Source organism: Streptomyces sp. NPDC001415 (assembly GCF_053597395.1).
On the sequence record NZ_JBSFIE010000024.1, the window covers coordinates 1 to 26475 of the forward strand.

A 26475-nucleotide genomic window follows, 5' to 3' on the forward strand; every position below is an offset into this window, starting at 1 on the left:
TGCCACACAGCGAAATCCGCATACTGAACCGGCAAACCAGCCCAACCACCCGACCCACCACCACACCGCACCCCATACGCCCGCGACAGATCACGCAGCAGAGGTGCGACGGACCAGCCGTCCCAGGCGATGTGGTGCACGACGAGCTGGAGCACGTGCTCGCCGGGCTCGGTGCGGTAGAGGAAGGCGCGGAACGGGATCTGCGAGGTCAGGTCGAAGGGGCGGCGCGCCTCGGTGCGTGAGGCGGCGTCGAGCTGGCCGGGTGCGACCTCGCGCACCCGCAGGGCGCCGCGCACCCCGGCGTCGAGGACGACCTGGCGGGGCTCGCCGTCGACCTCGGGGAACACCGTCCGCAGGCTCTCGTGCCGCGCGACGACGTCCTCCAGGGCCCCGTCGAGGGCCACCACGTCGAGCGGGCCCGAGAGCCGTGCGACGAAGGAGACGTTCTCGGCGGCGGACTCCGGGTCGAGGCGGTTCAGGAACCACAGCCGGGTCTGGGTGAAGGAGACCGGCAGCTGCTCGCCGTCGGCTCGCTCGGTGCGGCGCAGGGCGGGCCTGACGCCGTCCTCGTCGCTGCCGAGCCGCTCGGCGACGCCGGCCACCGTGCGCTGCTCGAACATGGTGCGGATCGGCAGCTCCACCGAGAGCGCCGTACGGATCCGGCTGACCACCCGGGTGCCCAGCAGCGAGTCGCCGCCGATGGCGAAGAAGTCGTCGTCGATGCCGACGGCGTCCTTTCCGAGGACATCGGCGAAGATGCCGCAGAGGATCTCCTCGACGGGGGTGCGCGGGCCCCGTCCGCGCGGGGCGCGCGCCTCCTCCTCGGCGTCCGGAAGAGCGCGCCGGTCGAGCTTGCCCTGCGGGGTGAGCGGCAGTTCGTCCAGGAAGACGATGGCCGCGGGCACCATGTATTCGGGCAGTGTCCGGGCCAGCCGCTCGCGCAGCAGGTCCGGGTCGGCGGCGTCCGGCGCGGCCTGGACGACATAGGCCACCAGGCGGTCGCCGCGCTCCTCGTCGGCGCGCACCAGGGCGGCGGCCTGGCGTACCTCGGGCTGTGCGGCGAGTTCGGCCTCGACCTCGCCGAGTTCGATGCGGAAGCCGCGCAGCTGCACCTGGTCGTCGGCGCGCCCCGTGTAGTGCAGCTGGCCGTCCGCGAGCCACATCGCGAGGTCGCCGGTGCGGTACATGCGCTCCCCCGCCGGGCCGTACGGATCGGCGACGAAGCGCTGGGCGGTGAGACCGGGCCGGTGCAGATAGCCGCGGGCGAGGTTGCCGCCGACGTAGAGCTCTCCCGTCACCCCCGCCGGGACCGGGCGCAGCGCCTCGTCGAGGACGTACACGCGGTGGGCCTCGGTGGGGCGTCCGATGGGCGGGTGGCCCGCGCCGTGCAGCGGGTCGCTGACGGTGGAGGCGAGCACGGCCTCGGTCGGGCCGTAGCCGTTGAACATCCGCACCTGGTGCGCCCAGCGCTCCATCACGTGGGGCGGGCAGGCCTCGCCCGCGACGATCAGGGTGAGGTCGTCGGGCAGGGTGCTGCCCTCCGGCAGGGCGCCGACCACGACCGGGGGCAGCCCGGCGAGGTTGACCCGGTGGCGGTTCATCAGGTCCACCAGCGGGCGGCCCGGCACCCGGCACTCCTCGTCGGCGATGACCAGGGTGCCGCCGGCCAGGAGCGACAGGCTCAGCTCCCACACGGAGGCGTCGAAGCTGAACGAGGCGAACTTGAGCACCCGGCTGTCGGTGCCGACGCCGAACTTGCTGATCAGGCTGGCCACCATGGCGGCGAAGCCGGAGTGGTCCACCATGACGCCCTTGGGGCGGCCCGTGGAGCCGGAGGTGTAGATCACGTACGCGGGGTGGTGCGGTGCGAGGGCGGCGCGGCGGTCGGCGTCCACCGGCGCGCGCTCCGGCGCCGCGGCCAGTTCGGCCGCGGTCGCGGCCCGGTCGACGAGCAGCGTCTCGCAGTCGGGTTCGGGCAGCCGTCCGGCCAGCTCCTCGGTGGTGACCAGGAGCGAGGGCGCGCTGTCGGTGAGCATGAAGGCGATGCGGTCGGCCGGGTACTTGGGGTCGACCGGCAGATAGGCGGCGCCCGCCTTGAGGACGGCGAACACGGCCACCGTCATCTCGACCGGGTCCGGCAGGGCGAGCGCCACGATCCGCTCGGGGCCCGCGCCCCGCGCGATGAGGACGTGCGCCAACTTGCTTGCCCTGGCGTCCAGTTCGGCGTACGTGAGCTCGGTGTCACCGTCGACGACGGCCACGGCCGCGGGGTCGCGCGCCACATGTCCCTCGAAGACGTCGGGGATCACCGTGCGCGGGCTCTCGGAGGCCCGGCCGCCCCACTGGCCCACGACGCGCCGGAACTCGGCGTCCTGGTGCAGTGCGAGCCCGCCCAGGGGGGTCGCCGGGGCGCTCAGGAGGGTGCTCACGGCCTGGACCAGTTGGTCGAGCGCCGCCTCGACGGCCTCGCGCTCGTAGGCGGCGGGACGGTACTGGACGCTCAGGCCGAGCCGGGGGCCCGGGTACACCAGGACGGCGAGGCCGCGTTCGGCGGCGAGCCGGGTGGTGCCGTTGCTCAGGCGCAGGTGGGGCACGAGTGCGCTCAGCTCGGTGAGGTCGGCCCTCGGCTGATTCTGGAAGCTGAGCACCGTGTCGATCAGGTCGCCGACCCCGGCCACGCGCTGCACCTCGGACAGACCGAGGTGGTGGTGCTCCAGGAGGTCCGTCTGCTGGGCCTGCACCTGGCGCACCAGGTCGGCGAAGGGCTGTGCCGGGTCGAGCACGACGCGTACCGGCAGCATGTTCATGAACAGGCCCACCATGGCGTCCACGCCCGGGAGTTCGGGCGGCCGGGCCGAGCTGACGGCGCCGAACACGACGTCCGAGCGGCCGGTGCGGCGGCCGAGCACGACCGCCCAGCAGGCCTGGAGGACCGTGTTCAGGGTGACGCTGTGCTCGCGGGCGAACGCGGTGAGCCGGGAGGTGAGTTCCTCGGGCAGTTCAAGCGCCACCCACTCCGGGAGCCGCGAGGCGTCGGCCCCGTCGCCGGTGCCCAGCCGGGTGGGCTCGGTGATCCCGTCGAGCGCGGTGCGCCAGGCGGCGCGCGCGGCCGGGGCGTCCTGTCCGGCGAGCCAGTCGAAGTAGTCGCGGTAGGGCGGCGCGGGCGGCAGCGCGGCCGGGTCGGCGCCCGCCGCGTACAGGGTGAACAGCTCGCGGGCCAGGACCCCCATCGACCATCCGTCGACCAGGAGGTGGTGCAGCGTCCACAGCAGGCGCACGCGCTCGCCGGGCAGCCGCAGCACGGTGAACCGCAGCAGCGGGGCGGTGGCCAGGTCGAAGCCGCGCTCCCAGTCGGCGTCGGTCAGCCGCTCGATCTCGGCGGCGCGCGCCGTCTCGTCGGTCAGGGCCGTGAGGTCGGCCTCCGTCCACGGGGTGCGGGCGCGTGCCGCCACGGTCTGGACGTGCTCGTCCTGCCCGGGCACGGCCGGGAAGCAGACGCGCAGGCCCGCGTGCCGGGTGAGCAACACGTCGGCGGCGCGGCGGAAGGTGTCCGCGTCGAAGCGCCCCTCGATGTCGAGGACGACCTGCATCAGGTACGAGTCGGTGTGCTGCTTGTCGAGTTCGGCCTGGAAGAGCAGGCCCTTCTGCAGCGGGGACAGCGGCAGCACCTCGGGGGCGGCCTGCGCCTCGGCGCTCCTCGCCTGGCGTACGAGGACGTCGAGCGCCCGGAACCAGGTGTGCGCGATGTCGTGCGCGTCGGCGTCCGCGAACACTCCGGGCGCCCAGATCCAGTCGGCGACCAGGTGCGGCCCGTCCGCCCGGTCCTCGGTGACGGGGGTGACCGCGAGGGTGTGCCGCAGCGGCATCAGGGGGTGGGTGCCGGTGCCGACGACGCCGTCCTCGGTGACCAGGGACCAGTCGCCGGCCGGTGCGTCGGTACGGAACCGGCCGAGGTAGTTGAAGCCGATCGCGGGCGTGCCGTGGCGGGCGAGGGCGGGGATGGTCTGCGGGTTGAGGTGGCGCAGCAGGCCGAAGCCGAGGCCGTGGTCGGGCAGGCGGCGCAGCAGCCGGCGCACCTCGCGCACGGCGGCGCCCGCACCGGGTCCCCCCGCCCACAGGTCGTCGAGGTCCACGGCGTCGCCGAGGCCGAGCAGGACCGGGTAGACGCTGGTGAACCAGCCGACCGTACGGGACAGGTCGACGTCGTCGGTGAACTGTTCGCGGCCGTGGCCCTCCAGCTCGACCAGGGTTCCGGCCGGGGTGGCGGCGCCGTGGCGGCGCCGGAAGTCGGCGACCGCGATGGCGAGTGCGGCCAGCAGCAGGTCGTTGACCTCGCCGTCGTGGGCGTCCGGTGCGCCGGAGAGCAGCGCGGTGGTGGTGTCGGCGGGCAGTTCGAGGCGGAGCCGGTGCGCGCTGCCGTAGGTGTCGCGCACCGGGTCGAGCGGGCCGGTGCCGACCGGGGCGGAGGCTCCGGTCAACTGCTCGGCCCAGAGCGGGAATTCATCGATCCGGGCGGCACTGCGGGCCTGTTCGCCGAGCAGGTGGGTCCACTGACGGTAGGAGGTGGGCACCGGGTCGGGGGCGTTACCCGCGACGGCGGCGGCCAGATCGGGCACGAGGATGCGCCACGAGACGCCGTCCACGCACAGGTGGTGGGTCAGCCACACCAGACGGCCCTGCCTGCCCGCTCCCGCGTCGAGCAGCACCAGCTGGGTCACCAGGCCGTCCTCGGGGGCGAGCCGCGCGCGTGCGAGGTCGGTCTGTTCGCGGACGGCGGCGGCGAGCGCGGCCGGGTCGTCGGCGACGGCGGAGACGTCGACGCGGCGCACCACGTCGGAGGCGTCCACCGCGCCGGGGGCGAGCGCGGTCAGCGACCACAGGCCGGCGGCCGGCACGGACAGGCGGGTCCGCAGCGCGGCGTGCCGGTCGATGACGGCGGCCGCCGCGGTGCGCAGCGCGTCGAGGCCGAGCCCCTCGGGCGTGGCGAGCACCACGTACTGGCTGTACTCGCGCGAGCGCTCGTCGAGGACGGTGAGGTCCTCCCTCAACTGGGCGGCGATCGGGGCCAGTTCGATGTCTCCGGTGCCGTCGTCGCCGGTGGCGAGCGCGGGCGCGTCGGGGGTGGCGAGGGCGGCGACCGCGCGCGGGGTGCCGTGCTTGCGGATCAGGAGGGGGGTGAGCGAGAGGCCGGCCTTGCGGGCGCGGCTGACCGCCAGGATGGTGCTGATGCTGTCGCCGCCGAGGGCGAAGAAGTTGTCGTCCAGGCCGACCGAGGGCAGCCCGAGTATCTCGGCGAACACCGCGCAGAGGATCTCCTCCGCCTCCGAGCGCGGCTCGGCGGTCGTGGCCGCGGCCTGGTCGGGGCCGCCCTCGGGCCGGGGCAGCGGGAGCGCCTTGCGGTCCACCTTGCCGTGCGCGGTCAGGGGCAGCGCGTCCAGGACGAGGAGGTGCTGGGGCACCATGTAGGCGGGCAGGGTCTCCTTCAGGAGCGCGCGGACCGAGCCCAGGTCAAGGGTGTCGCCGTCGCGTGCGACGCAGTAACCCACCAGCTGCTTGCCGCCGTTGGCGTCGTCGGTCACCTTGACCACGGCGTCGGCCACCGCCGGGTGGCTGCGCATCGCGGCCTCGATCTCGCCGAGTTCGATGCGGTGGCCGCGCACCTTGACCTGGTCGTCGCGGCGCTCCAGGAACGTCAGCTGCCCGTCCTCGTCCCAGCGGACGCGGTCGCCCGTGCGGTACATGCGGGTGCCGGGCTCGCCGTACGGGTCGCCGACGAAGGTGGCCGCGGTGCGGGCGGCGGCTCCCAGATAGCCGCGGCCGACGCCGGCTCCGGCGACGTACAGCTCGCCGGGGGTGCCGTGCGGCACGGGGCGCAGGTCGTCGCCGAGCACGTACAGGCGGGTGTTGCGGACGGGGACGCCGATCGGCACGGCACGGCCTTCGGCCGGGGCCCGCCGGATCAGCGCGTGGGTCACGTCGTCGGAGCACTCGGTGGGGCCGTAGGCGTTGACCAGCGGGATGTGCGGGTAGCGGGCGAGCCAGCGGCGGCACAGGTCGGCGGGCAGGGCCTCGCCGGTGACCATGAGGTGGCGCAGGCCCGGCAGCGCGATCTCGGTGCCGTCGAAGTCCCAGACGTCGAGGGCCGCGCGCAGCAGCGACGGCACGACTTCGAGGACGGTCACGCCCTCGGCCGCGGTCAGCGCGAACAGGAGGTCGGGGTCGGCGGCGGTGTAGCGGTCGACGGCCAGGACCCGGCCGCCGACGGCGAGCGGGGCGAGCATCTGCCAGACGGAGATGTCGAAGGTCACCGGCGCGTTCTGTACGAGCGTGTCGTGTTCGCCGAGCCCCAGGTCGTCGATCTTGGCGAGGAGGTGGTTCACCATGCCGGCCCGCTGCACCATGGCGCCCTTGGGCTTGCCGGTGGAGCCGGAGGTGAAGATGACGTACGCCAGGTCCCGCGGGTCGCCGACGAGTGGGGCCAGGGCCCCGGCCGGGTCCTCGGACCCGTCGGGGGTGACCAGGCGCACGGGCCGCCCGACGGCGGTGGCGGCTTCCTCGGCGAGGGCGCGGTGCTCCTCGTCGGCGATCAGCCAGTCGATGCCGTTGTCCGCGAGCAGGGCGGTGGTGCGGGCGACCGGGGCGTGCGGATCCAGCGGTACGTAGGCGGCCCCGGCGCCCATGACGGCGAGGACCGCGGTCACGAACCCGGCGCCGGGCGCCGCGAGTACGCCGACCAGGCCGGCGCCGGGAAGCCGCCGTGACAGGGCGCTGGCGCGGCCCACGAGGGTGCCGTACGTGAGGCGCTCGCCGTCCTGCTCGACGGCGACCGCGTCGGGGCGGCGGGCGGCCTGCGCGCGGACGCGGGCCACGACGCAGCTGAAGTCGGCGGGGCGCTCGGGCCCCGTGCCGGTGCGCAGCCAGGCCTGCTCGTCGGAGTCCCTGGCGGCCACGCCGCCGATCGGCTCGTCCGCGTCGGCGGCGGCGAACTCCTCGACGAGACGGGTGAGTCGGGCCAGCTGGTCGGCCGCCTCGGCGGACGTGTAGCGGTCGGGGTTGGCGTTGAGGTGGAGCTCGATGCCCTCGCCCGCGGTCTCCACGACCGTGATCATCAGGTCGTCGACGAGTCCGGTGGACAGGTTGCGCACCTCGGCGGTGCAGGGCCCCAGGTGCAGGGACGCCTGCTGCGGCAGGAGGTTCACGAACGGGCCGAACGGACGGCGGTCGTCGGCGCGCAGCCCCATGTCGCGGCGGATCGCGCTGACCCGGTGGCGCTGGTGCTTGAGCACCTGGGCGAGTTCGCGGGAGGCCCCGCGCAGCAGCTCGCCCTTGGTCAGGGTGGGCCGCACCGGCACCCGCAGCGGCAGGTAGTTGGCCATCATGCCCGGCACCGCCCGCTGGCGTGCGCTCATCCGGGCGGAGGCCGCCAGGGTCAGCAGCACCTCGTCGGTGCCCGCCGCGCGCCGGGTGTGGACGGCGACGGCGGCGACCGCCACGGTCGGCAGGGTGACCTCGGCGCGGCGCGCGCTGTCGCGCAGCGCGCGGGCCGCTTCGGCGGACAGCGGGGCCGAGATGCGCAGGAAGCCGGTGGGCAGCCCCGAGGGCTCGGCGCGGCGGGAGAGGGTGACGAGCTCCGGCGGCTCGGGGAAGCGGCCCCGCCAGAACGCGGCGTCGCGCCGGGCGCCGTTCGACTCGCGGTAGGCGCTCTCCGCGTCGGTCAGGACGCTGAGCGGGGGCAGCTCCCCGCCGGGCACGGCGCCGTCCGGGCCCGCCTCGTACAGCTCCGCGAGGCGCCGCCACAGGACGGTCTGGCTGAAGCCGTCGCACAGCAGGTGGTGGACGCAGAGGTAGAAGTAGGAGTGCTCGTCGTCGAGGGTGAGCAGCGCGGTGCGCATCAGCGGGAAGTCGTCGAGCCCGAACGGCACGTCGAGGTCCTCGCCCATCCAGGCGAGCGCGGATTGCGCGGGATCGTCCGCGCCCCTCAGATCGCGCTCGGTGAGCGGGAGTTCGGAGAGCGGCTCGATGTGCTGGCGTGGTTCGCCCTCGACGTCGGTGAACCGGGCCCGCAGGCACTCGGCCTCGTCGAACAGGCGGCGCAGCGCCGCGCGGAAGCGGCGGCGGTCCAGGGGGCCGCGCAGGTCCAGATAGCCCGCGGAGTTGTAGGCGTTGCCGCGTCCGGCGCCCTGCGCGTCGAGCCAGATCTCCACCTGGCCCGCGGTCAGCGGCAGCACGGTGCCATGAGTCGTAGTCATCACAGGCTCCCAGGAGAGGTCGGGCCGGCACGCGGGGTGGGGCAGAGGTGCGGGGCCGGGCCGGGTGAAGGCCGTAAACGATGGGTTCATCCTTGACGGGCCGCCTGACGACGGCCTGACTCACCGCTGACGCGCGGGGCGCCCCGGCAGCTCAGACCCCTGCGGGGGCCTGACGCGCGGGGCGCCCGGTGGCTCGGATGCGATGGCGGATGCGACGGCTGGGGTGCGTGGATCAGGAGGCGGTGGATCAGGAGGCGGTGGCTCGGGACGCGGCGGGGCGGGGGTCGCGGTCGACCTTGCCGCCGAGCAGTCCCTGGAAGAGGTTGAGCCGCTGCATGTTGCCGGTGCCTTCGAGGAACTCCATCGCCCGGGCGTCCCGCGCGAGTTTGTCCAGGAAGGGGTGCGCGAGACGGGCCCCGGGGCCGAAGAAGCCGGCCGCGGCCAGCGTGACGTCCTCGGCGAGGCGGGCGGCGCGCAGTTTGGCGGCCGAGGCCAGGTGGCCGTCGGTGCCGCGCGCGTCCACGGCGGCCGCGGCGTGGTGCACCAGGTGGCGGGTGGCGTCCACGCGCCGGGTGAGCTCCTCGAAGCGCTCGCGCTCGGCACCGCCCAGGGCGCCGCGGTTGTCGGCGACGTACTCCAGGGCGGCGCGCGCGATGCCGACCGCGATGGCGGCGACGCCCGGCCGCAGCACGTTGAAGGTCTGCACGAACGCCCACACCCCGCGCCGGGTGGCGGTGAGGTGCCGGCCGAGGAAACGGTCCGCGGGGACCTGCACCCGGTCCATGACGATGGAGCTGATCATGGCGCCGCGCAGGCCGATCATGTCGAGCGGCTCCGCCTTGAATCCCGGGTCGGCGGTGTCCACCAGGACGGCCTGGACACCGAGCGGCCCGGGCCTGGCGCGCGCGAACACCACGCCCAGCTGGGCGCGGCAGGCGTTGCCCACGTACCGCTTCTCACCGCTGAGGAGGGCGTCGCCGTCCTCGGTGGCGGTCAGTGCGGTGCGCAGGGCCGCCGCGTCCGAGCCGCCCTCCGGTTCGGTCAGGGCGAAGCAGGTCCACAGGGGCTGCTCCAGCATGCGCCCGTAGAACCAGCGCTTCTGCGCCTCGTCGGCGCACAGGCCGACGGCGACGCCGGCGAGCAGCGGGCCCGGCGAGGCGACCAGGGTCCCGACGTCGGCGCATGCCAACTCCTCCATGACAACGACCCGTTCGAGGGCGCTCACGCCGTAGAAGCGGTGCCCATCGATCTTCTCGGGCTCGTGGCCGTACTCCTCGGGGATGCCCATCGTGGCGAGGAAGCGCACGGCGGGGTGCGCGAAGTGGCCGCGGATGGCCTCCGGGTCGCGGTCGATCTCCAGGGCGAGCGGACGCAGATCGGCGCCCCACTCGCGGACCTGCCCGCGCAGCGCGAGGAGCCGGTCGTCCAGATGCGTCACGATGCCTCCTGTGCCACGGCGTGGACCTCGGCGAGCAGCTCCGACGCGTATGCGGTCATGCCGGGGCTGTCGGTGAGATAGCCCGCCGCACCGAGCAGCCGGACCTGTTCGCGGTCGGCGGCGGTGATCCGCCGGTGCAGGTGCTGGAGCATGCCGACGGAGCGCGCCCCGGGCCGCGCTCCGTCCAACACGGCCCGGATCTCCAGGTGTTCGGCCAGGACGTCGGCGACCGCGCCCTTCACCAACTGCTGCTGGAGCAGGGTGGTGTCGCCGACGCGCCGACCCGCCAAGCGCGTGACGCAGGCGGCGCGCAGCGCCTGGGCGAGCCCGAGGCGCAGCCATACGAGACCCAGGCCGTACAGCTCCCGCTGTTCCGCCGCGACGCGCCCGCCCCGGTCGGCCGGGGCCCGCTGTCCGGTGTCGAGCAGGACCACGGGACCGCCGGGCAGGGCGAGTTCGGCCCGCACCACCGCCCGCCCGGCCTCCACCGGGCGGCGGGCGCCGTCGAGCCAGAGCGTGTGCGCCGAGTGGTGGGTGTGCGCCGCGACGACGGCGTGCCCGCCGGGCCCGCACGGCAGCAGGCCCGGCAGCACGGAGTCGGCGAGCACGGCGAGCGCGGGGGCGAGGCCCTCGTGCCGGGCCGCCTCGTGGCAGCGCAGCGCGACGGCGTCGGCGTCCTGGACGAGCGTGGTCATGGCGCTCCCCGGTCGAGCAGACACACGCTGAGCTCGGCCGTGTCCGTGTCGTGGTCCACCAGGACGCGTCGGCCCTCGTGACCGACGGCGGCCCAGCCGACCTCCGAGGCCAGTGCGCCGAGAACGCCCGAGACGGGGAACCCGTCCGGGGCCGACACCGTGGGCCCGGTGTGTCCCGGCAGGTCGCGCGCGGCCCGCAGGCCGGGGCTGAGGACCGCCGGGACCTCCGGGTCGCAGCCCAGCTCGTCCAGTGCGCCGCGCACCGCGGCCGGCACGTCCTCGGCCGGCACGCCCGACACCCGGCGCACCGTCAGTGATCCGGCCCGGCCCTCGGGCGTGAAAAGGAGCGCGGCCCCGGCGTCCCCGGCGAGGTAGCGCCCGGTCTCGTACGGCAGCGTCGCCTGGTCGAGGACGAACAGGGCGGCGGTGCGGTGCCCGTGGCGCTTGATGTACGAGGCCGCCACCTCCAGGGCGACGAACGGGGCCGCCGAGCCGCAGTCCGCGACGGTGAACACCAGGGGCCGGCCGGGGATGACCTCGGACAGACAGGTGACCGCCGCCCGCCGGCAGTCCAGGTCGGGCGTGGTGTGGGCGACGACGGCGAGGCCGATGTCCGCGGGCTCGTCCGTGAGGTCGGCGAGCAGGTCGGCGGCCATGCCGGCGAAGTTGTTGCCGGGCGGCCCGTCCGCCACCTCGGGCCGGGGCTCGACCCCGTACAGGGCGGTCAGGTCGGCGAAGTGGCGGCGCGAGAACGGGTCGTCGATCCGGAGGTTCCCGGTGGGGAACTCCCGGTGCACGATCCGGTCGAGCCGCAGCGGGAACCGGGACGGGGCCCGCCGCGCGGGCGGGACCCCGGTGGCCTGTGCGGCCATCGTCAGGAGCCCATTTCCGTGGCGATGAAATCGGCGAGCGAGCGCACGCTGGTGAAGTGCGCCATCTCCAGGGAGTCCGTGTCGAACTCGATGTCCAGCGCCTCCTCCAGGCGCATCAGCATCTCGAACACGCCCGTCGAGTCGAGCCCCAGCTCGTCGAACAGCCGTGATTCCTCGCCCAGTTGGGGCAGGTCGTAGTCGAGCACCTCGGTGAGCGCATCGGAGATCGCGGCGACGATCCGGTCGCGGTCGGTGGCAATCAGTCCGGCCATGGTCGGCGGTCCTTTCATCGGGGGCGGGCAGGGCTTGGTCAGTGGGCGGCGGCCCGGCGGAACGCCGCCGCGGCCGGCAGGTGCTGCTTGCGCAGCAGGTCCTCGGGCCGGTCGGCCTCGCGGATCAGATGGGCCTGGCCGTCGGCGACGAGCACCTCGGCCGGGTAGCCGTGGCTGAGGAAGTGCACGGGCGACGCGGTCGGCCCGTAGGCGCCGGAGCGCTCCACACCGAGCAGGTCGCCGGGCCGCACCGGCGGCAGCTGGACCTTCTTGGCCAGCGTGTCGTTGGGGGTGCACAGCGGCCCGGTCACGTTCCACGCCTCGGCGGGCGCGGGCTCCGCCCCGTCGACAGCCCCGCTGAGCAGGCGCATCGGGAAGTTCCGCTTGACGAACGAGCCGATGCCGACGGCCGCCATGTGGTGGTGGGTGCCGCCGTCGGTGACCGCGAACCGCTCACCGAGCGAGGTCTTCACATACCGCACGCGCACCACGTACGTACCGGACTCGGCGGTCAGATAGCGGCCGAGCTCCATGACGAGGCGGGTGCGCGGGTGGGCGTCGGCGAACCGGGCGATCACGGGGTTGAGATCCGCGGCGAGAGCCGGCAGGTCGAGATCGCGCTCGCCGTCGAAGTAGGCGACCCCGAGGCCGCCGCCGATGTCCACGAGGTCGAGCTCGAAGCCGAGGGCCGCGGACAGCCGCTCGGCCAGCTCGAAGATGCGCTCGGTGTTCTGCACGACGGTGGCCTCGGTCAGGATCCGGGTGCCCATGTAGACCTGGACGCCCTGGATCCGTACGTGCTCGTACCGCTCCACCAGACCGGTCTCGGCCATGAGTTGGGCCTCGTCCATGCCGAACTGGCGGGCCTTGCCGCCCATGGTGAGGCCGGAGCCCTTCACCGAGAACGAGGGGTTCACCCGCAGCACGACCGGCGCGCGCAGTGCGCGTTCGCGGGCCAGCTCGTCGATCCACGCCAGCTCCTGGAGCGACTCGCACACCACCGCGGCGATGCCCTCGTCGAGGCAGGCCGCCAGTTCGACGCGGCTCTTGCCCGGGCCGAGGAAGAGGATGTCCTCGGGGGCGACGCCCGCGCGGCGTGCGGTGAGCAGCTCCGTCATCGAGGAGACCTCGGCCCGGGCGCCGTGCGCGTGCAGCAGCGCGCAGACCGCGATGTTGGGGTTGGCCTTGAGCGAGTAGAAGATCTGCAGCCGCTCGTCGAACGCCTCGCGCAGCTGGCGCATACGCCCCGCCAGGGCGTCCCCGTCGTACACGAACAGGGGGGTGCCGTAGGTGTGGGCGAGTTCCGTGACGGGGATGCCCTGCACGGTGGCCGGGCCTTGCCGCACGTCGTGTGCCGTGGTCGTGGTAGTCATGCGCCGGTGTCCCTTCCCGCCGCCAGCCGGGCGGTTATCTCCGTGTCGAGGGCGTCGATGCCGTCGTCCGAATCCGCCACGAGCAGTCCGTAGAGGCGTCCCGCGACGGGCGCCGCGGGGCGTCCCCCGTCGGTGGGGAAGCCCGCGTTGACCGTGGCGTAGTTGTTCACGAGCAGGCCGGTGGCGCGCCCGCGGTCGAAGAGCAGCCCGTCCAGGAGCGCCCCGGCCCGCTCGAACGGCAGCGGCTCGGTGCTCTTGACCGGGTAGTGGCGGGCCACCGCGATCTGCCCGGGGCCCACGAACCGTTCCTGGAGGCGCACTTGGTAGGTGGACATGTTGTTGCGCGCGTTGATCTCGACGACCGGGTAGAGCTCCCCCGCCGGGTCCACCATGGCGTCCACACCGACCACGCCGAAGTAGCCGTCGGCGGCGAGGCGTTTGCCCAGGCGCTCGGCGGTGTCGCGCACCACGTCGAGCTGTGCGTCGGTCAGCCGGGCCGGCATCCGGTGCCCCTTGTGCACCCCGTTGTCGGTGAGCTGCTCCTTGACGAAGTCGAAGCACACGCCGCCGTCGCGGGCGACCGTGAACTGGTAGTTCAGATCGCCCTGTTTGGCCACCCACTCCTCGACCACGAAGGCGACCCGGTCGTGGCCGGCGCGCTGCGCCTGCCTGGTGACGACCGACAGGATGCGGTCGCCTCTGCGCCGGCTCTCCAGGACGGCGATGCCCTTGCCGGAGACGCCGAACGCCTCCTTCACGACGTACCGCCGCTCCTCGTCGCGCGCGGCGGCCTCGAAGGCGTCGGCGAGTTCGGTGAGGGTGGTGCAGGCCCAGCCTCGGGGCTGGCGCAGTCCGAGCTCGTCGGCGACGCGCCTGCTGTAGACCTTGCTGTTGACCGCCTTGCAGGTCGCCGCGTCCGGGGCGGCGACGCTCAGCCCGGTGGCCCGGGCGAGCAGTTCCTCGCGCACCGAGACGCCGTGTGCGGTGATGTGGCAGCCGGAGGCGGCGAGGGCGGTCAGGTCCACGAGCAGTGCGGGGTCCTCCAGCGCGTCCTCGGTCACGGTGCGGCCGGGGTCCTGTCCCGCGGCCACGTGCAGGCGCGGGAGCCGTACGCCGAGTCCGGCCAGGAAGGCCAGATAGGCCTCGTCCGGGCGGGACTTGAGGATGACGTGGTCGCGTTCGTCTCCGAGCAGCAGCGCGAACTCGTCCATGTGGTTGACGACCGCGTCGGCCGCCGAGGCCGACAGGCGGGGCAGGGTGTGTTCGCCGTGCGCCCACTGCTGTTCCACCTCGAAGTTGCCGAGGAACACCAGAGGGGTGTCCGGCGCCCCGGTCAGCGCCGTCGCGAGTCGCTCGCGGAAGCCGGGCAGCGTGCCGCTCATGTGCCGTCCTCTCGGATCTCGGGAGCCCGCGCGGCCGTCGGCCGTGCGGGGCTCGGTGCTGTGGCTCTCAGTGCTCCAGCACCATGGCCGCGAAGGACTGGCCGAGCCCCGCGGAGGTCATCAGATAGGCGGCCCCGGGCCGCAGCAGGCCCAGTTCGCGCGCGGACTGGTAGTTGACGAAGGGGTCCGCGCAGAAGCAGTGGCCCGTCTTCGCGATGTTCTCCAGGAAGATGCGCCCGGGGGCGATGCCCAGTTCCTTGGCGGCGACCGTCCACGAGACGCGGTTGACGTTGTGCGGCAGGACGAGGTGGATGTCGGCCATGGTGAGACCGGCGTCGTCGAGCGCGCAGTGGATGACGTCGGACATGACGTCCTGGTAGATGCGCTTGGCTTCCCTGGCGCCCTCGGGGTCCAGGTCGATGATGCCGTCCTCGCGGCCGACGATGCGCGCGTGGTAGCCGAGCACCCGGTCCCGGGGGCCGTTCGCGCCGACGAGGACGGCCGTCATGCCCTCGCCCATGATGGAGACGTCGGCGACCCACTGCGAGAACGGGGTGAACGTCTTGTCCCCGGCCAGCACCAGGGCCAGCGCGTCGGGGTCGCCGTCGGCCTCCAGCAGGGTGCCCGCCGTGTCGACGGCGAGCAGTCCGGTCGCGCAGCCGTGGTCGGCGACCGAGAAGACCGTGGCGTTGCGCAGGCCGAGGGCCTCGCGCACCTGTTGCAGGGGGCTGACCGGGTAGGGCGCCGTGGTCCGCAGCCCCTTGGCCCGGATGACATAGCGCACCCGGTCCTCCTGGCCGGCCAGCTCGTCCAGTTTGCCGGCCGCCGTGAGCAGCATGTCGGCCTCGGTCTGGTCGGGCGCCTGGCAGATCCGGTCGAGGCCGTAGAGCCGGGTGAACCTGCGTACCTGCTGGTCGTCGAGTCCCAGCGGGTCGCGCAGTTCAGCCACGGAGATGGTGGGCGGCAGGTAACTCGACACCGCTTCCAGTGAGGTCATGCGCCGGGCCCTCCTTGAGTGATGGGAGCCACTCAAGACTTGCCGGGCCCGCTGACGCCCGGCTGACGCAGGGCTGACCGGGGCGGACATGCCGATGCCCCAACCCGCCGGTGGATCCGGGGGGTTGGGACAGGAAGGAGTTGGACACAGGCTCTCAGGAGCTCTTGACGCTCACATCGCCGCTGCCGGTCTTCAGGCCGATCTCGTAGGTGCCGGAGGGGTCGTTGGGCACCTTGATGTCCTTGTCGCCGTTGCCGGTCTTGACCGAGACCCGGTAGCTGGCGGGTGGCACGGTGAGGCTGACGTCACCGCTGCCGGCGGTGATCTGGACGTTCTGCGGCTTGCTGGGCGTGAGGTGGATGTCGCCCGATCCGGTGTTCGTGTCGATCCCGCCGCCCGCCAGGCCCTTGCCGCTGATCTCGCCGTTGGTGGTCTTCACCTTGACCGCGCCGCTGACGTCCTCAAGGGTGATGTCGCCGGAGCCGGCGGACACGTTGACCGCGCCCACCTTGTGCAGGCTGACCTCCCCCGAGGAGACCACGCCGCTGACGGGGATCCCGGCGGGCACCTGGACGGTGTACTTCACCGAGCAGGACCCCGAGCAGCCGCCGAGGATCAGGACGCCGTCCTCGATCCGGTGGGTGGGGCCTGACGGCTTGTTGTCGCCGTTGTCGTACTGCACCTTGCGGTGTAAGGACGGGCTGCCGCCGTCGGTCCCGTTCACGGTGACCCCGCCCGAGCCGTTTTCCAGGCGTACGGATGTGATCTTGCCGGAGAGCGCGCTGTCGTCCTCGAAGGACTTCTGGTTGAGCGAGCCGCACGCGGCCAGTCCACCGGCCGCGATGCCGATCGCGGTGAGAATGCCCAGGGCGCGTAGCTGCTGACGCATGAATGTCTCCCAGTTCTGGAGAATCAGCCGGGCCCGCACGGGCACGCCGCCCGCACAGGCATGGGTGGAACTTTTGGCCCCGTGAACTCGGGACCTGGCGTTGTCACGACGCTAACGCAGAGCGTCACGACACGAACATGGGGCAGACCCCCGGATGCCTCCTGAGGACTGCCCCCCGTCCGAACTCACCGCCGTACGACGGTCGTACATCCGGTCATCCGCAGCCTCCCGCGTGCCCGTCGTCGACGGATCTGGAGCCGAGGCCGACGGCCGCGCCCACCGGTTGGGGCAGGGCGGGTGCGGGGAGCCCGCGGTCGCGCAGATGGGCGACGAAGGCGGGCAGCCGGTCGAGGCCCCAGTAGCGGTTGAAGCCGTGCACGAAGAAGGGCACGCCGAACACCCCGTCCGTGTCCACGTCCAGGAGCAGGCGCACGCCCTGCGCGCGCAGCGCCGGGTCATCACTGGCGCACGCCAACTCATCCGCGTCCAGGCCGAGTTCGGCACCGATGTCGCCGATGACGGCGCGGTCGCAGATGTTGCGGCCCTCTTCCCAGCGGGCCCGGTGGGCGGCGGCGACGTACTGCCGTCCGAGCCCCTCGCGCTCGGCGACCAGGTAGGCCAGGTGCGGGACCTCCCACACCGGATCCCGGTCGACCGGCCAACTGAACTTGATGTCAAGGGACTTGGCGATGCGCCCGACGTCCTGGAGCACGTACAGGTGCTTCGCCCGCGACATGGCGGTGTACGGGAAGCTGCCGCCGGCCTCCGTCAGCATCCGTGTGCTGACCTCGTCCGGTTCGAAGAACGGCCGCCACTCGACAGCGTCCGCGATGTCGGGGTGGTCGCGCGTCAGTTCGCGATGGGCGAGCCAGGAGTAGGGGCTGCGCAGGGAGAAGTAGAACTTCGGGGTGCGGTCGGCCTTCACTCAGATCACCAGGCCCCCGTCGACGCCGAACACCTGTCCCGTGATGTAGGAGGCGCGCTCGGACACCAGGAAGGACACCAGGTCGGCGACCTCGTCGGGGCGGCCGAAGCGGCCAAGCGGGATGCCTGCGGCGAGCTTCTCGCCGCTGTCCTCGCCGAGCGCCGCCGTCATGTCGGTCTCGATGAACCCGGGGGCCACCGTGTTGACGCGGATGCCGCGCGGCGCGACCTCCTTGGCCAGCGCCTTGGAGAACCCGATGATCCCGGCCTTGGACGCCGAGTAGTTGGTCTGGGTGGCGTTGCCGTACACCCCGGCCACCGAGGACATCGTGACCACGGTTCCCGTCCGCCGCTTCAGCATGCCGAAGACCGCCGCCCGGCAGATGTGGTACGTGCCGTCCAGGTTGGTCCGCAGGACGTCCTGCCACGCCTGGTCGTTCAGCATGATCAGCGGGTTGTCCCGGACGATGCCGGCCGAGGAGACCACGGCGTGGATCGGGCCGAGGGTGCGCTCGGTCTCGCGGACGAACTCCTGGGCCTGGGGCCCGTCGGCCACGTCCACGCGGCGGGCGAGCACCGAGGCGCCCTCCGCCTCGGCCTCCTTGGCGACGGCCCGGGCGTCCTCCTCGCGCGACCGGTAGCAGAAGGCCACCGCGAAGCCGTCGGCGGCGAGCCGGCGGACCACGCTGCGGCCGATCCCCCTGGAGCCCCCGGTGACCAGTGCGACGCGGGGTTTGTCTGCGGACATCATGACCTCTCGTGGGTTGTGTTCACGGCCTGGCGAGGACGGCCTCTGCGGCGGCCGGCTCCAGTTCCTCGGCCGGACGCAGGGCGAACGTGAGCTGCCCGACGTCCAGGACCCGGCGCCCGTCCACGGAGCTGGTGCCGGTCACCACGACGGTGTCGCCGAGGTCGCGCAGCAGGGTGGCCTCGTGGACGAGGACCGAGCCCGGGTAGACCGGCGCGAGGACCCGCGCGTCGCGCACCCCGGCGCCGAGCGTGACCTGGCCGGTCCGCGCGTCCGGGTTGGGCCGCTCCCAGCAGGCGAGCAGCAGCGCGGCCTGCGCCCAGGACTCCAGCATCATGCTCGCCGGATAGGCGTACGGCTGCGCGGCCCCCTGGGCGAGTCCCCGGTAAGCGGGCTCGGCGACGCTGACCGCCTTGTACGCGACCAGCCGCCGGCCCGGTTCCACCTCCCCGACCCGGTCCACCAGCAGCGCCGGATAGCGGTGCGGGATGACGGAGGTGATACGGAATTCGGGGTTCACTCGTCCTCCAGATCGGGCAACTGCGACGGGAATTCCAGGGCGATGCGGGCGGCGGGGCGGGCGTCGGCGCTGACCGACGCGGTGGCACGCACCCCACCGTCGCGGCGTTCGATCCTCGCCTCGATGACCAGTTCCTCGCCCGGTCGCACCGGGCTCAGGAAGCGCGCCTTCTTGAGCACGAACCCCTGGCCCGAGCCGACTCCGTGGGCGGACACCAGGTCGTGCACGTACTGCACCAGGGCGAAGCCCGGCACCAGCGGGAAGCCGGGGACGTGACCCCGTAGGAAGGGGGCACCGTCGGCGACGGTGACACTGCCGCGCACGGTCTTCTCGGCGGACGGCGGGACGAGGGCGCCGCGCCGTCCGGGGCTCAACTCGGGGATGCTGAGCGGCTCTTCGAGCATCATGGTCGCGTCCTCCTCATCCGCCCAGCAGGGCGCAGCCGACGGTGCCGTCCCGGTCGATCCCGGTGACCAGGGCCGTCGCACCGGGCGGCAGCCCTCCTTGTTCGGCGAGCGCGAGGACCGCCGCCGTCTGGAAGGCGGTCGCCGCCGCGGAGGTGTCACCGAGCAGTGGCCTGCACCGGATCCAGCGGGGTGCGGCGCCCGCGGGCAGAGCACGCAGGACGGCGTCCTCCTCCCCGTCGGTGCCGAGCGGGGCGACGGCGCGCACGCTCGCGGCGTCGGCCCCGGCGTCCTCAAGGACCGCGCGTACGCACGCGGTGAGGGCGTCGGCCGCCTGGTCGGGGCGGTGATAGGCGCGGAAGCGGGTGCCGAGCAGCCGGGCGAGCGGGGTGCGGCCCGCGGCCGACGCGCTCACGGCCGGCTCCAGGAGCCAGACCACACCGCCCTCACCGAGCGGCGGACGAGCCTCGCCCTCGGCGGCGTGCCACTCCAGCCAGGACCGCTGCACCGAGTATTCCTCGGCAGCCCCGCACAGGACGCGGTCGCAGTGGCCGCCCCGGTGGAGCCGGGCGGCGTAGCCGAGGGCGAGCAGGCCGGTCAGCCAGCCGCCCGCGACGGTGGTGTTGGGGCCCTTGATGCCGTGCCAGATGGCGCTCTGGCCGGCCATCCGGTTCATCACCGTGTTGGGGAAACGCGCCGGGTCCACGAGGTAGGGGCGCTCGCCGGTCAGCGAGTCCCGGGTGAAGTCCATGATGCTCTGGACGCTGCCGTGGCCGGTGCCGAGCACCAGGGCGAGTCGCTCGGGCCGCTCCACCACGTCCGGGCCGCACTCCTGGAGCAGCTGCCCGTACGCGCTGACGGCGAGCGCGGTGAGCCGGTCCATGGTGCGGGTGCCCTTCTTGCCGAGGGCGCCCGCGGCGCTGAAGTCCGGTACGAGGGCGCCCTGTTGGTAGGGCCCGGGGTGTTCGTCCGCGTCGAGCGCGCTCAGGGCGCTCTCGGCGGCGGCGAGCCCGGCGCGGTAGGCGGCCCGGCCGGTGCCGTAGGGCGAGACCGCGGACCAGGCGGAGAAGACGAGGTCGCCCGAGGGCGCGGGCCGGGTGTCGGGGCCCGCGTCCTCAAGGGTGGCGGCGCCGCTCATGCGGTGGTCCCGCGGGCGGTCGTCTGCCCCGGCTTGCCGTTGAGGGCGTTGAGCAGCCGGTCGTCGAAGTCGACCAGACTCCAGTCGCGGCGGTTCTCGATCACGGCCCAGCCGTGGGTGATGCGGCCGGTGGTGGTCGGCACCAGGACGCCGTCGCGCAGGACGTAGGTGTCCATGCGGGCGGTGTAGGTGAAGCGCTTGAAGACCTTCTCGACGGTGAAGACGGTGTAGAGCGTCTCCTCCATGCGGGCCTCGTCCAGGACGGTGATCCGCGAGTGCGGGACGACCGGGATCCAGTCCTGCTCGTCGAGCAGGGTCTTGATGGAGACGCCCCGGTCGGCGAGGAAGAGGTCGACGACCTCCTCCATCTGCCGCAGGTAGCCCGACATCTGTACGCGCTCGGTGAAGTGGCAGTAGAAGTACGGCATCCGCCAGGCCCAGCCGAACGCGTTGCGGCCCTCGGTCAGCTGCTCCAGGGGGTCGGCGCCCGGCCGCAGCGCGATGGGCTCGGCCCCCTCGCCGAGGCGGTCCACGACCGCTGCTTCCAGGGCCGCGGGCGGCTGCTCGGCCTCGTGGCCGCGCGGGTCGAAGCGGAATTGCACGGCGACCTTGGACACGACGGCCTTCTCGGTCGCCTCGCCGCGCCGCACCGTCATCTCGACGACGAACCGCAGCCCGTCGCCCTTGTCCGGGGCCGGGGTCACAGCGGCCGTCGCCACGTCGTCGATGTGGAACGCGGTGAGGATCTTGGTGTCGATGTCGGTGATGTCCACGCCGAGCCCGTACCGCTCGTACAGCTGCCCTGCCGGGTACCCGCGCTGGCGCAGGTGGTCGTAGACGGCCTCTTCCACCATGTAGTTGACGTGCTTGAAACCGATCCAGGTGCAGATGTTGGACCCTTCGTAGCGGGGCCGTATCTCCACGCGGGTGGTGCCGTCCGTCGCGGCGGGGCTGACGCTCATGGCTTCTCCAGTAGTGAAACGGGGGCGGCGGCGACGTGCCGCGCCGGGCTGGGGCCGGTGGCGAGGAAGTCGCACACCAGGCGGGTGACGCGGTCGGCCGCCTCCACCATCGGGAAGTGGCCGCAGCCTTCGAGGAGTTCGAACCGGGCGCCATGGACGGCTGCGGCGAGCGCTCGCCCGTCCTCGGCCCGGGCCGCGATGTCCTGCTCGCCGGACAGCACGAGCAGGGGGGTGCGGACGGCTCCGAGGTCGAGGAAGGGAGTGCGCAGATACGACTCGAAGAACCGCATCCAGCCGTACGGGCCGATCTGGTCGCGCAGCCGGCGCGCCATCCAGTCCCGGTGCGCCTTCGCGAACCGGGCGGTCTCGCCGACCGCGAGCGCCTCCTCGAAGACGCGGTGGAAGTCGTTGAGGTAGTAGGAGATCACCGACCAGTCGAAGTCCTGGGGATCCGGCCGGTAGAACGGGCTGATCAGTACGGTGCGGCGGGGCGCGAGCCGCCCGGCCGCCAGGGCCTCGGTGACCAGGTTGGCGGCGTAGGAGTGGGCCACGACCGCGTCGTAGCGGTCGTCCACCAGGTCGAGCAGACAACGGCCGGGCTCGGGCAGCGCGCCCCAGCCGTCGCCGCCGTTCATGGCCCGCCAGGGCAGGGCCGCGTCCCACAGTTCGAGGTGCGGATGCGCGCGGGCCGCGAACGGGTCCCACACCGAGGGCTTGCCGCCGAGGCCGTGCAGCAGCAGGACCTTGAGCGGCTCGTCGGATGCGGCGGGCCTGCGCAGCCGCGCGGTGAGCGGGCTCATGCGGCGGGCTGTCCCTCGTACTTGCCGAGGATCACCACCGCGTTGTTCCCGGCGAAGGCCAGCGCGTTGTTCTGCACGATGCGCACATCGGCCGGGCGTGCCTCGTTGGGTACGGGGTCGAGCGCACACTCGGGGTCGGTCTCGTGGTGATTGATGGTCGGCGGGATGAAGCCCTCGGTGATGGCCAGGGCACAGGCCGCCGAGGCGAGCGCGCTGGCGGCGCCCATGGTGTGGCCCAGCATGGACTTGATGGAGATGGTGGGCGGCGGCTCGGCGAACACCTGCCGGATGGCTCCGGCCTCGGTGACGTCGTTGGCCTTGGTTCCGGTGCCGTGTGCCGAGATGAAGTCGATGTCCTCGGGCTTCACTCCGGCGTTGCGGTGGGCGAGTTCGATACAGGCGGCGAGGCTGTCCTGGTCGGGTGCGACCGGGTGGTGTGCGTCGCAGTTGAGGCCGTAGCCGAGCACCTCGGCGTAGATGCGGGCGCCGCGCGCGAGGGCGGACTCCAGGCTCTCCATGAACAGGATGCCCGCCCCCTCGCCCGTGAGGATGCCCTTGCGGTCCACGTCGAAGGGCTGGCACACCTCGGGTGCGATGGTGCCCAGGCGGTAGAACCCGGTGAACGTCTTGCGGCACACCGCGTCCGCCCCGCCGGCCAGCGCGATGTCCACCTCGCCCGAGCGGATCGCGTCGAAGCCGGAGCCGATGGCGTAATTGCCCGCGGCGCAGGCGGTCGGAATCGTGACCGCCTCCACGTCGGACAGCTGCAGCTCCCGCACGATGCTGCTGGACAGCATCCCGGCGGTGGACCGCCGCGCGGTGACCGAATCCAACTGATCCGGCCCGTCCCATACTTGACGCTCCATCAGAACGTCGAGGTCGTGAGACTCCCCGTCGGTGGTGCCGACGGAGACCAGGACGCGGCGCTCGCGCAGCGCGGCCAGTTCCATGTGCGCGTCGCCGACGGCCATCCGGGCCGCCGCGACACAGAACTGGCTGGCCCGGCCGAGCTCAGCCGGATCGATGCGCTCGATCCACCGCGCGGCGTCGAAACCCTCGATCTCGCAGCCGTTGGCGTGCGCGTATCCGGTCGTGTCGAACGAGGTGATCGGCTTGACGCCGCTCCGACCGGTCCTGAGCCCGGCCAGGAATTCGGCCGGCCCGGTGCCGATGCTGGTGACCGTGCCCAGGCCCGTCACGACGACCCGGTGTGGCTGCCGGCGCTCAACGCTCACCGGTGTCTCCTCTCTGTCGGCATCCGAGCGGGCCGGACCTACTGGGACAGGCCCTCGCGGACCACGGCGACGACGCCGTCCATGTTCACCATCCGCACGAGCTCGGCCTGGTCGATCTCTATCTGGAAGGTGCGCTCAAGGGACGAGAGGATCTCGATCGCCCCGAGCGAGTCGGCGTTGTGGTCCTCCTTGAAGAGGCTCGTGTCCGTGACCTCGGCGGGCTCGATCTCCAGGATCTCGCAGACGATCTCCCGGATCTGAGCACGCTGTTCGTCGCTGATGGCTACCGTGCTGGGCATTGCGCCTCCCATGTGAGATGCGGTGGTTGGGGTACCGGGTGGATGCGGAGCAGTCTTCTCACCCGCGCTGACGCCTCCCTGACGCCCCCCTGACTCCCCTCTCCATCAGGGGATCCCGAGGCCGAAAGAGGGTTGGGGGCGCGAGGAACCGCGCGAAAGGCAGGCTCGGCGCACCCAGGCATCCCCACCGCCGGACGGCTGACCCGCGTTGTTCAGCGCAGACTGAAACACCTGGTCCCCCCGGCGGAACGCCGCCATCGTGGGCGCCCGCCTCACCCGAAAGTGGAATCTTCCCCGCACCCCTCAACCTGTTCATGAAGGACCGCGTCAGTGTGGTCGAGCACGCGACGGTGATCGCCGCACGACAGGCCCAGGGAGTGCCTCAACTCCCGTACCCAAACGCCGAGTTGCCGCCCCACGGGCGTCCCTGCGGAACAGCGTCCGCAGCCCCGACGACCGGCCGTACGCACCCGACCAGGGAGTCGATCTGATGAACCGCACAGGATCCGGAACAGGAGCCCGCACGGGTCCCGGCACGGACCCGCACGGCCGGCAGGGCCCGGACGGCCCTCACAGCCCGGACGATGTCGTCGTGCTGAGCGACGTCCGCCGCACCTACGGCACGGAACGCGCCCGCACCACCGCCCTCGACGGAGTCTCCGTTCGCTTTCGCCGCGGGACCTTCACCGCGGTGATGGGCCCCTCCGGCTCCGGCAAGACGACCCTGCTCCAGTGCGCCGCCGGGCTCGACCGGCCGACGTCGGGCGCGGTCAGCCTCGACGGGCTCGACCTGTCGGGGCTGAGCGAGCGCGCCCTGACCAAGCTCCGCCGCGAACGCATCGGCTTCATCTTCCAGGCCTTCAACCTCCTGCCCGCCCTCACCGTCGAGGACAACGTGACCCTGCCGCTGCGCCTCGCCGGCCGCAGGCCCGCACCCGGCGCGGTCGCCCACGCGCTGGAGCGGGTGGGCCTCGCCGACCGGCTGAAGCACCGGCCGGGCGAGCTGTCCGGAGGTCAGCAGCAACGCGTGGCCATCGCCCGCGCCCTGATCACCGATCCGGCCGTCATCTTCGGCGACGAACCCACCGGCGCCCTGGACACCCGTACCGCGCTCGAAGTGCTGCACCTGCTGCGGGCGGCGGTACGCGACGGCGGACAGACCGCGATCGTCGTCACCCACGACCCCGTGGCCGCCTCCCACGCGGACCGCGTGGTCTTCCTCGCCGACGGCCTGGTGGTCGGCGAGCTGTACGGCGCTTCGGCCGACACGATCGCCGAGCGCATGACCCACCTCGGCGCCTGGGGCGACCTGCCCGGAACCCGCTCCTCCTTCAAGGGAGCCCTGTGATGTTCCGTCAGACCCTGCAGACCCTCCGGTTCCGCAAGGGAGGTTTCCTCGCCTCCTTCGTCGCGCTGTTCTTCGGCGCCCTGATCCTCGCCGCGTGCGGCGGCCTCATGGAAACCGGCGTACGCGCCGACGTGCCGCCCCAGCGCTACGCCGCAGCGCCCGTCGTGGTCGCCCGCGGCCAGTCCACCGACGGTGATCTGGTCCTCGCCTACGACCGTCTCGACGTCTCGCTCACCTCCAGGATCGCCGCCGTGCCCGGCGTCCGGCAGGCGCTGGGCGACGTGTCGTTCCCGGCTCTCGCCCCCGACCGGGGTGCGAGCGCCGACGACGGCCTCACCGGGCACGGCTGGTCCTCCGCGGTGCTCGCCGGCGCCCCGCTCGCCGAGGGCACCGAGCCGCGCGCGGCCGGCGAGGCGGCCGTGGACGCCCGCCTCGCCGGCCGGCTCGGCGTACGGCCGGGCGACCGGCTGCGCCTGACGGTGTCCGGCACGCCCGTCTCCGTACGGGTGAGCGGCGTGGTGGGTACCTCGTCCGGCACCGGCGCCGCCCTGTACTTCACGGACGCGCGGGCCCAGCAGCTGCGCGGCACCCCCGGCAAGGTCGACGCCATCACCGTCCTGGCCCAGCCCGGCGTGTCCGACGGCGAGTTGCGGGCGAGGCTCGCGCCCGTGCTGCGGGGTCTCGACGCCACCGCGGTGACCGGTGAGGACCGGGGCACCGTGGAGTTCCCCGACTCCGAGGGCGGCGCGTCCCCGCTGATCTCGATGTCCGCCGTCTTCGGCGGGATCGCCGCCATGGTCGCGGTCTTCGTGGTGGGCTCCACCCTCGCCGTCCTCATCCAGCAGCGGATGCGGGAGATGGCCCTGCTGAGGGCGATCGGCGCGCTGCCCGGCCAGATCCGGCGCATGGTGGTGGGTGAGACGCTGATCGTCGGCGTCATCGCGACCCTGCTCGCGCTGCTACCGGGGCGCGCCGCGGGCGAGTTGATGCTCCATCAGCTGGTGAAGGCCGGTGTGGTGGACTCCCAGATCGTCTACCGGGCCGGCTGGATCCCGCTGGGCACCGCCGCGGGAACGGCGTTCTGCGCGGCCGTCGCCGCCGCGTTCATCGCCTCGCGCCGGGCGGCGCTCGCCCCGCCGACGGCGGCCCTCAGCGAGTCCGCGCTGCCCACCCGCTGGCTGAGCGCGCCCCGCCTGGTGTGCGCGCTGCTCTGCTTCGGCCTCGCCACGGCCCTGGCGTTCGTCACCGCCACGGTGATGGACGGCTCGGTGGCCTCCAGCACCGCGGGCCCCGCCGCCATGCTGTGGACCGGCGGCGTGGCACTGATCGCCCCCGGCCCGACCCGGGTACTGCTGGCCGTGCTGCGGCTTCCGCTGCGCCTTCTGCCGGGCCTGGCCGGGGAGTTGGCGTCGGACAACGCCCGTGCCCGCAGGATCCGCACGGCCGGCGCGGTGACCCCGGTGGTCCTCGCCACGGGTCTGGCCACCGCGCTGATCTACCTCCAGCTCAGCGGCGGCGGCGAGGCCACCAGCGCGTGGATCAACTACCTGCTGGCCGGGACCATCATCGGATACGCGGTGATCTCCCTGGTCAACACCCTGGTGGTGGCCGCGTCCGAACGACGGCGGGAGTTCGCGCTGCAACGCCTGGTCGGCGCCACATCGGGGCAGGTCCTGCGCATGGTGACGGTCGAGGCGCTGCTGGTCGCGGTGATGGGCATCGTGCTCGGATCGTTCGTGGCACTGGCGACCCTGGTGCCCTTCAGCCACGCCCTCGACGGCTCGTGGCTGCCGGGGGGCGGGGTCGTGGTCTATCTGGCGATCGTGGCCGGGGTCGGGGTGCTGACCCTCCTGGCCACCGTGCTGCCCACCCGCGTGGCCCTGCGCTCCCGGCCCGCCGAGGTGCTGGCCATGCCGTGAGCGGAGCAGCC

Annotated in this window: 20 protein-coding genes; 2 read left to right on the top strand and 18 right to left on the bottom strand. The window is 73.1% G+C overall.

Going from position 1 to position 26475, the window contains the following annotated elements:
• The 18 genes from ACWC2B_RS26770 to ACWC2B_RS26855 form a co-directional block, all read right to left on the bottom strand.
• The coding region (locus ACWC2B_RS26770; RefSeq protein ID WP_450720846.1) for an amino acid adenylation domain-containing protein at positions 1–8249 on the bottom strand (8249 nt) is incomplete at its 3' end.
• A 247-nt stretch (positions 8250–8496) separates the two neighbouring features.
• On the bottom strand, positions 8497–9687 hold the full coding sequence (locus ACWC2B_RS26775; RefSeq protein WP_450720848.1) for an acyl-CoA dehydrogenase family protein: 1191 nt from the start codon (positions 9685–9687) through the stop codon (positions 8497–8499).
• Positions 9684–10382, bottom strand: a complete 699-nt coding sequence (locus ACWC2B_RS26780) for a hypothetical protein (protein ID WP_450720850.1) — start codon at positions 10380–10382, stop codon at positions 9684–9686. The genes ACWC2B_RS26775 and ACWC2B_RS26780 overlap by 4 nt, the downstream gene beginning before the upstream one ends.
• Positions 10379–11254, bottom strand: a complete 876-nt coding sequence (locus ACWC2B_RS26785) for a hypothetical protein (RefSeq protein ID WP_450720852.1) — start codon at positions 11252–11254, stop codon at positions 10379–10381. The genes ACWC2B_RS26780 and ACWC2B_RS26785 overlap by 4 nt, the downstream gene beginning before the upstream one ends.
• Before the next feature lie 2 nt (positions 11255–11256).
• Positions 11257–11526, bottom strand: coding sequence for an acyl carrier protein (locus ACWC2B_RS26790; RefSeq protein ID WP_450720854.1), 270 nt, complete (start codon positions 11524–11526; stop codon positions 11257–11259).
• 38 nt (positions 11527–11564) lie between these two features.
• Positions 11565–12899 carry a type III PLP-dependent enzyme gene (locus ACWC2B_RS26795; protein WP_450720856.1) on the bottom strand — a complete coding sequence of 445 codons (1335 nt, stop codon included), beginning with the start codon at positions 12897–12899 and terminating at the stop codon, positions 11565–11567.
• Positions 12896–14281 (bottom strand): preATP grasp domain-containing protein, encoded by a 1386-nt coding sequence (locus ACWC2B_RS26800; protein ID WP_450720858.1) that lies wholly within the window; start codon positions 14279–14281, stop codon positions 12896–12898. The genes ACWC2B_RS26795 and ACWC2B_RS26800 overlap by 4 nt, the downstream gene beginning before the upstream one ends.
• A gap of 67 nt (positions 14282–14348) precedes the next feature.
• A complete protein-coding gene (locus ACWC2B_RS26805; protein ID WP_450720860.1) occupies positions 14349–15278 on the bottom strand; it encodes a 3-oxoacyl-[acyl-carrier-protein] synthase III C-terminal domain-containing protein in 930 nt (309 codons plus the stop codon).
• A 154-nt stretch (positions 15279–15432) separates the two neighbouring features.
• Complete coding sequence (locus ACWC2B_RS26810) at positions 15433–16167, bottom strand: DUF4097 family beta strand repeat-containing protein (protein ID WP_450720862.1); 735 nt, start codon at positions 16165–16167, stop codon at positions 15433–15435.
• A gap of 214 nt (positions 16168–16381) precedes the next feature.
• The gene (locus tag ACWC2B_RS26815; RefSeq protein ID WP_450720864.1) at positions 16382–17092 is read right to left on the bottom strand and encodes a DsbA family protein; all 711 of its coding nucleotides are present in this window, start codon (positions 17090–17092) and stop codon (positions 16382–16384) included.
• Positions 17093–17839 (bottom strand): 3-oxoacyl-[acyl-carrier-protein] reductase, encoded by a 747-nt coding sequence (gene fabG, locus ACWC2B_RS26820; protein ID WP_450721049.1) that lies wholly within the window; start codon positions 17837–17839, stop codon positions 17093–17095. It lies immediately after the preceding gene.
• A gap of 22 nt (positions 17840–17861) precedes the next feature.
• On the bottom strand, positions 17862–18359 hold the full coding sequence (locus tag ACWC2B_RS26825; RefSeq protein ID WP_450720866.1) for a 3-hydroxyacyl-ACP dehydratase FabZ family protein: 498 nt from the start codon (positions 18357–18359) through the stop codon (positions 17862–17864).
• Complete coding sequence (locus ACWC2B_RS26830; protein WP_450720868.1) at positions 18356–18766, bottom strand: hypothetical protein; 411 nt, start codon at positions 18764–18766, stop codon at positions 18356–18358. The genes ACWC2B_RS26825 and ACWC2B_RS26830 overlap by 4 nt, the downstream gene beginning before the upstream one ends.
• Positions 18767–18779: 13 nt before the next feature.
• A complete protein-coding gene (locus ACWC2B_RS26835; RefSeq protein WP_450720870.1) occupies positions 18780–19901 on the bottom strand; it encodes a beta-ketoacyl synthase N-terminal-like domain-containing protein in 1122 nt (373 codons plus the stop codon).
• Positions 19898–20863: a hypothetical protein gene (locus ACWC2B_RS26840; protein WP_450720872.1), complete on the bottom strand. Its 966-nt coding sequence runs from the start codon at positions 20861–20863 to the stop codon at positions 19898–19900. Before ACWC2B_RS26840 ends, ACWC2B_RS26835 begins: the two co-directional genes overlap by 4 nt.
• Entirely contained in the window at positions 20860–21663 is an 804-nt protein-coding gene (locus ACWC2B_RS26845; RefSeq protein ID WP_450720874.1) for an alpha/beta fold hydrolase, read from the bottom strand. The genes ACWC2B_RS26840 and ACWC2B_RS26845 overlap by 4 nt, the downstream gene beginning before the upstream one ends.
• A complete protein-coding gene (locus ACWC2B_RS26850; protein WP_450720876.1) occupies positions 21660–22898 on the bottom strand; it encodes a beta-ketoacyl-[acyl-carrier-protein] synthase family protein in 1239 nt (412 codons plus the stop codon). Before ACWC2B_RS26850 ends, ACWC2B_RS26845 begins: the two co-directional genes overlap by 4 nt.
• Positions 22899–22936: 38 nt before the next feature.
• Complete coding sequence (locus ACWC2B_RS26855) at positions 22937–23197, bottom strand: acyl carrier protein (RefSeq protein WP_450720878.1); 261 nt, start codon at positions 23195–23197, stop codon at positions 22937–22939.
• Positions 23198–23687: 490 nt separating this feature from the next.
• Here ACWC2B_RS26855 and ACWC2B_RS26860 point away from each other — a divergent pair, with 490 nt between their 5' ends.
• The gene (locus tag ACWC2B_RS26860) at positions 23688–24545 is read left to right on the top strand and encodes an ABC transporter ATP-binding protein (RefSeq protein WP_450720880.1); all 858 of its coding nucleotides are present in this window, start codon (positions 23688–23690) and stop codon (positions 24543–24545) included.
• The gene (locus tag ACWC2B_RS26865) at positions 24545–26464 is read left to right on the top strand and encodes an ABC transporter permease (protein ID WP_450720882.1); all 1920 of its coding nucleotides are present in this window, start codon (positions 24545–24547) and stop codon (positions 26462–26464) included. The genes ACWC2B_RS26860 and ACWC2B_RS26865 overlap by 1 nt, the downstream gene beginning before the upstream one ends.
• Positions 26465–26475: the final 11 nt, after the last annotated feature.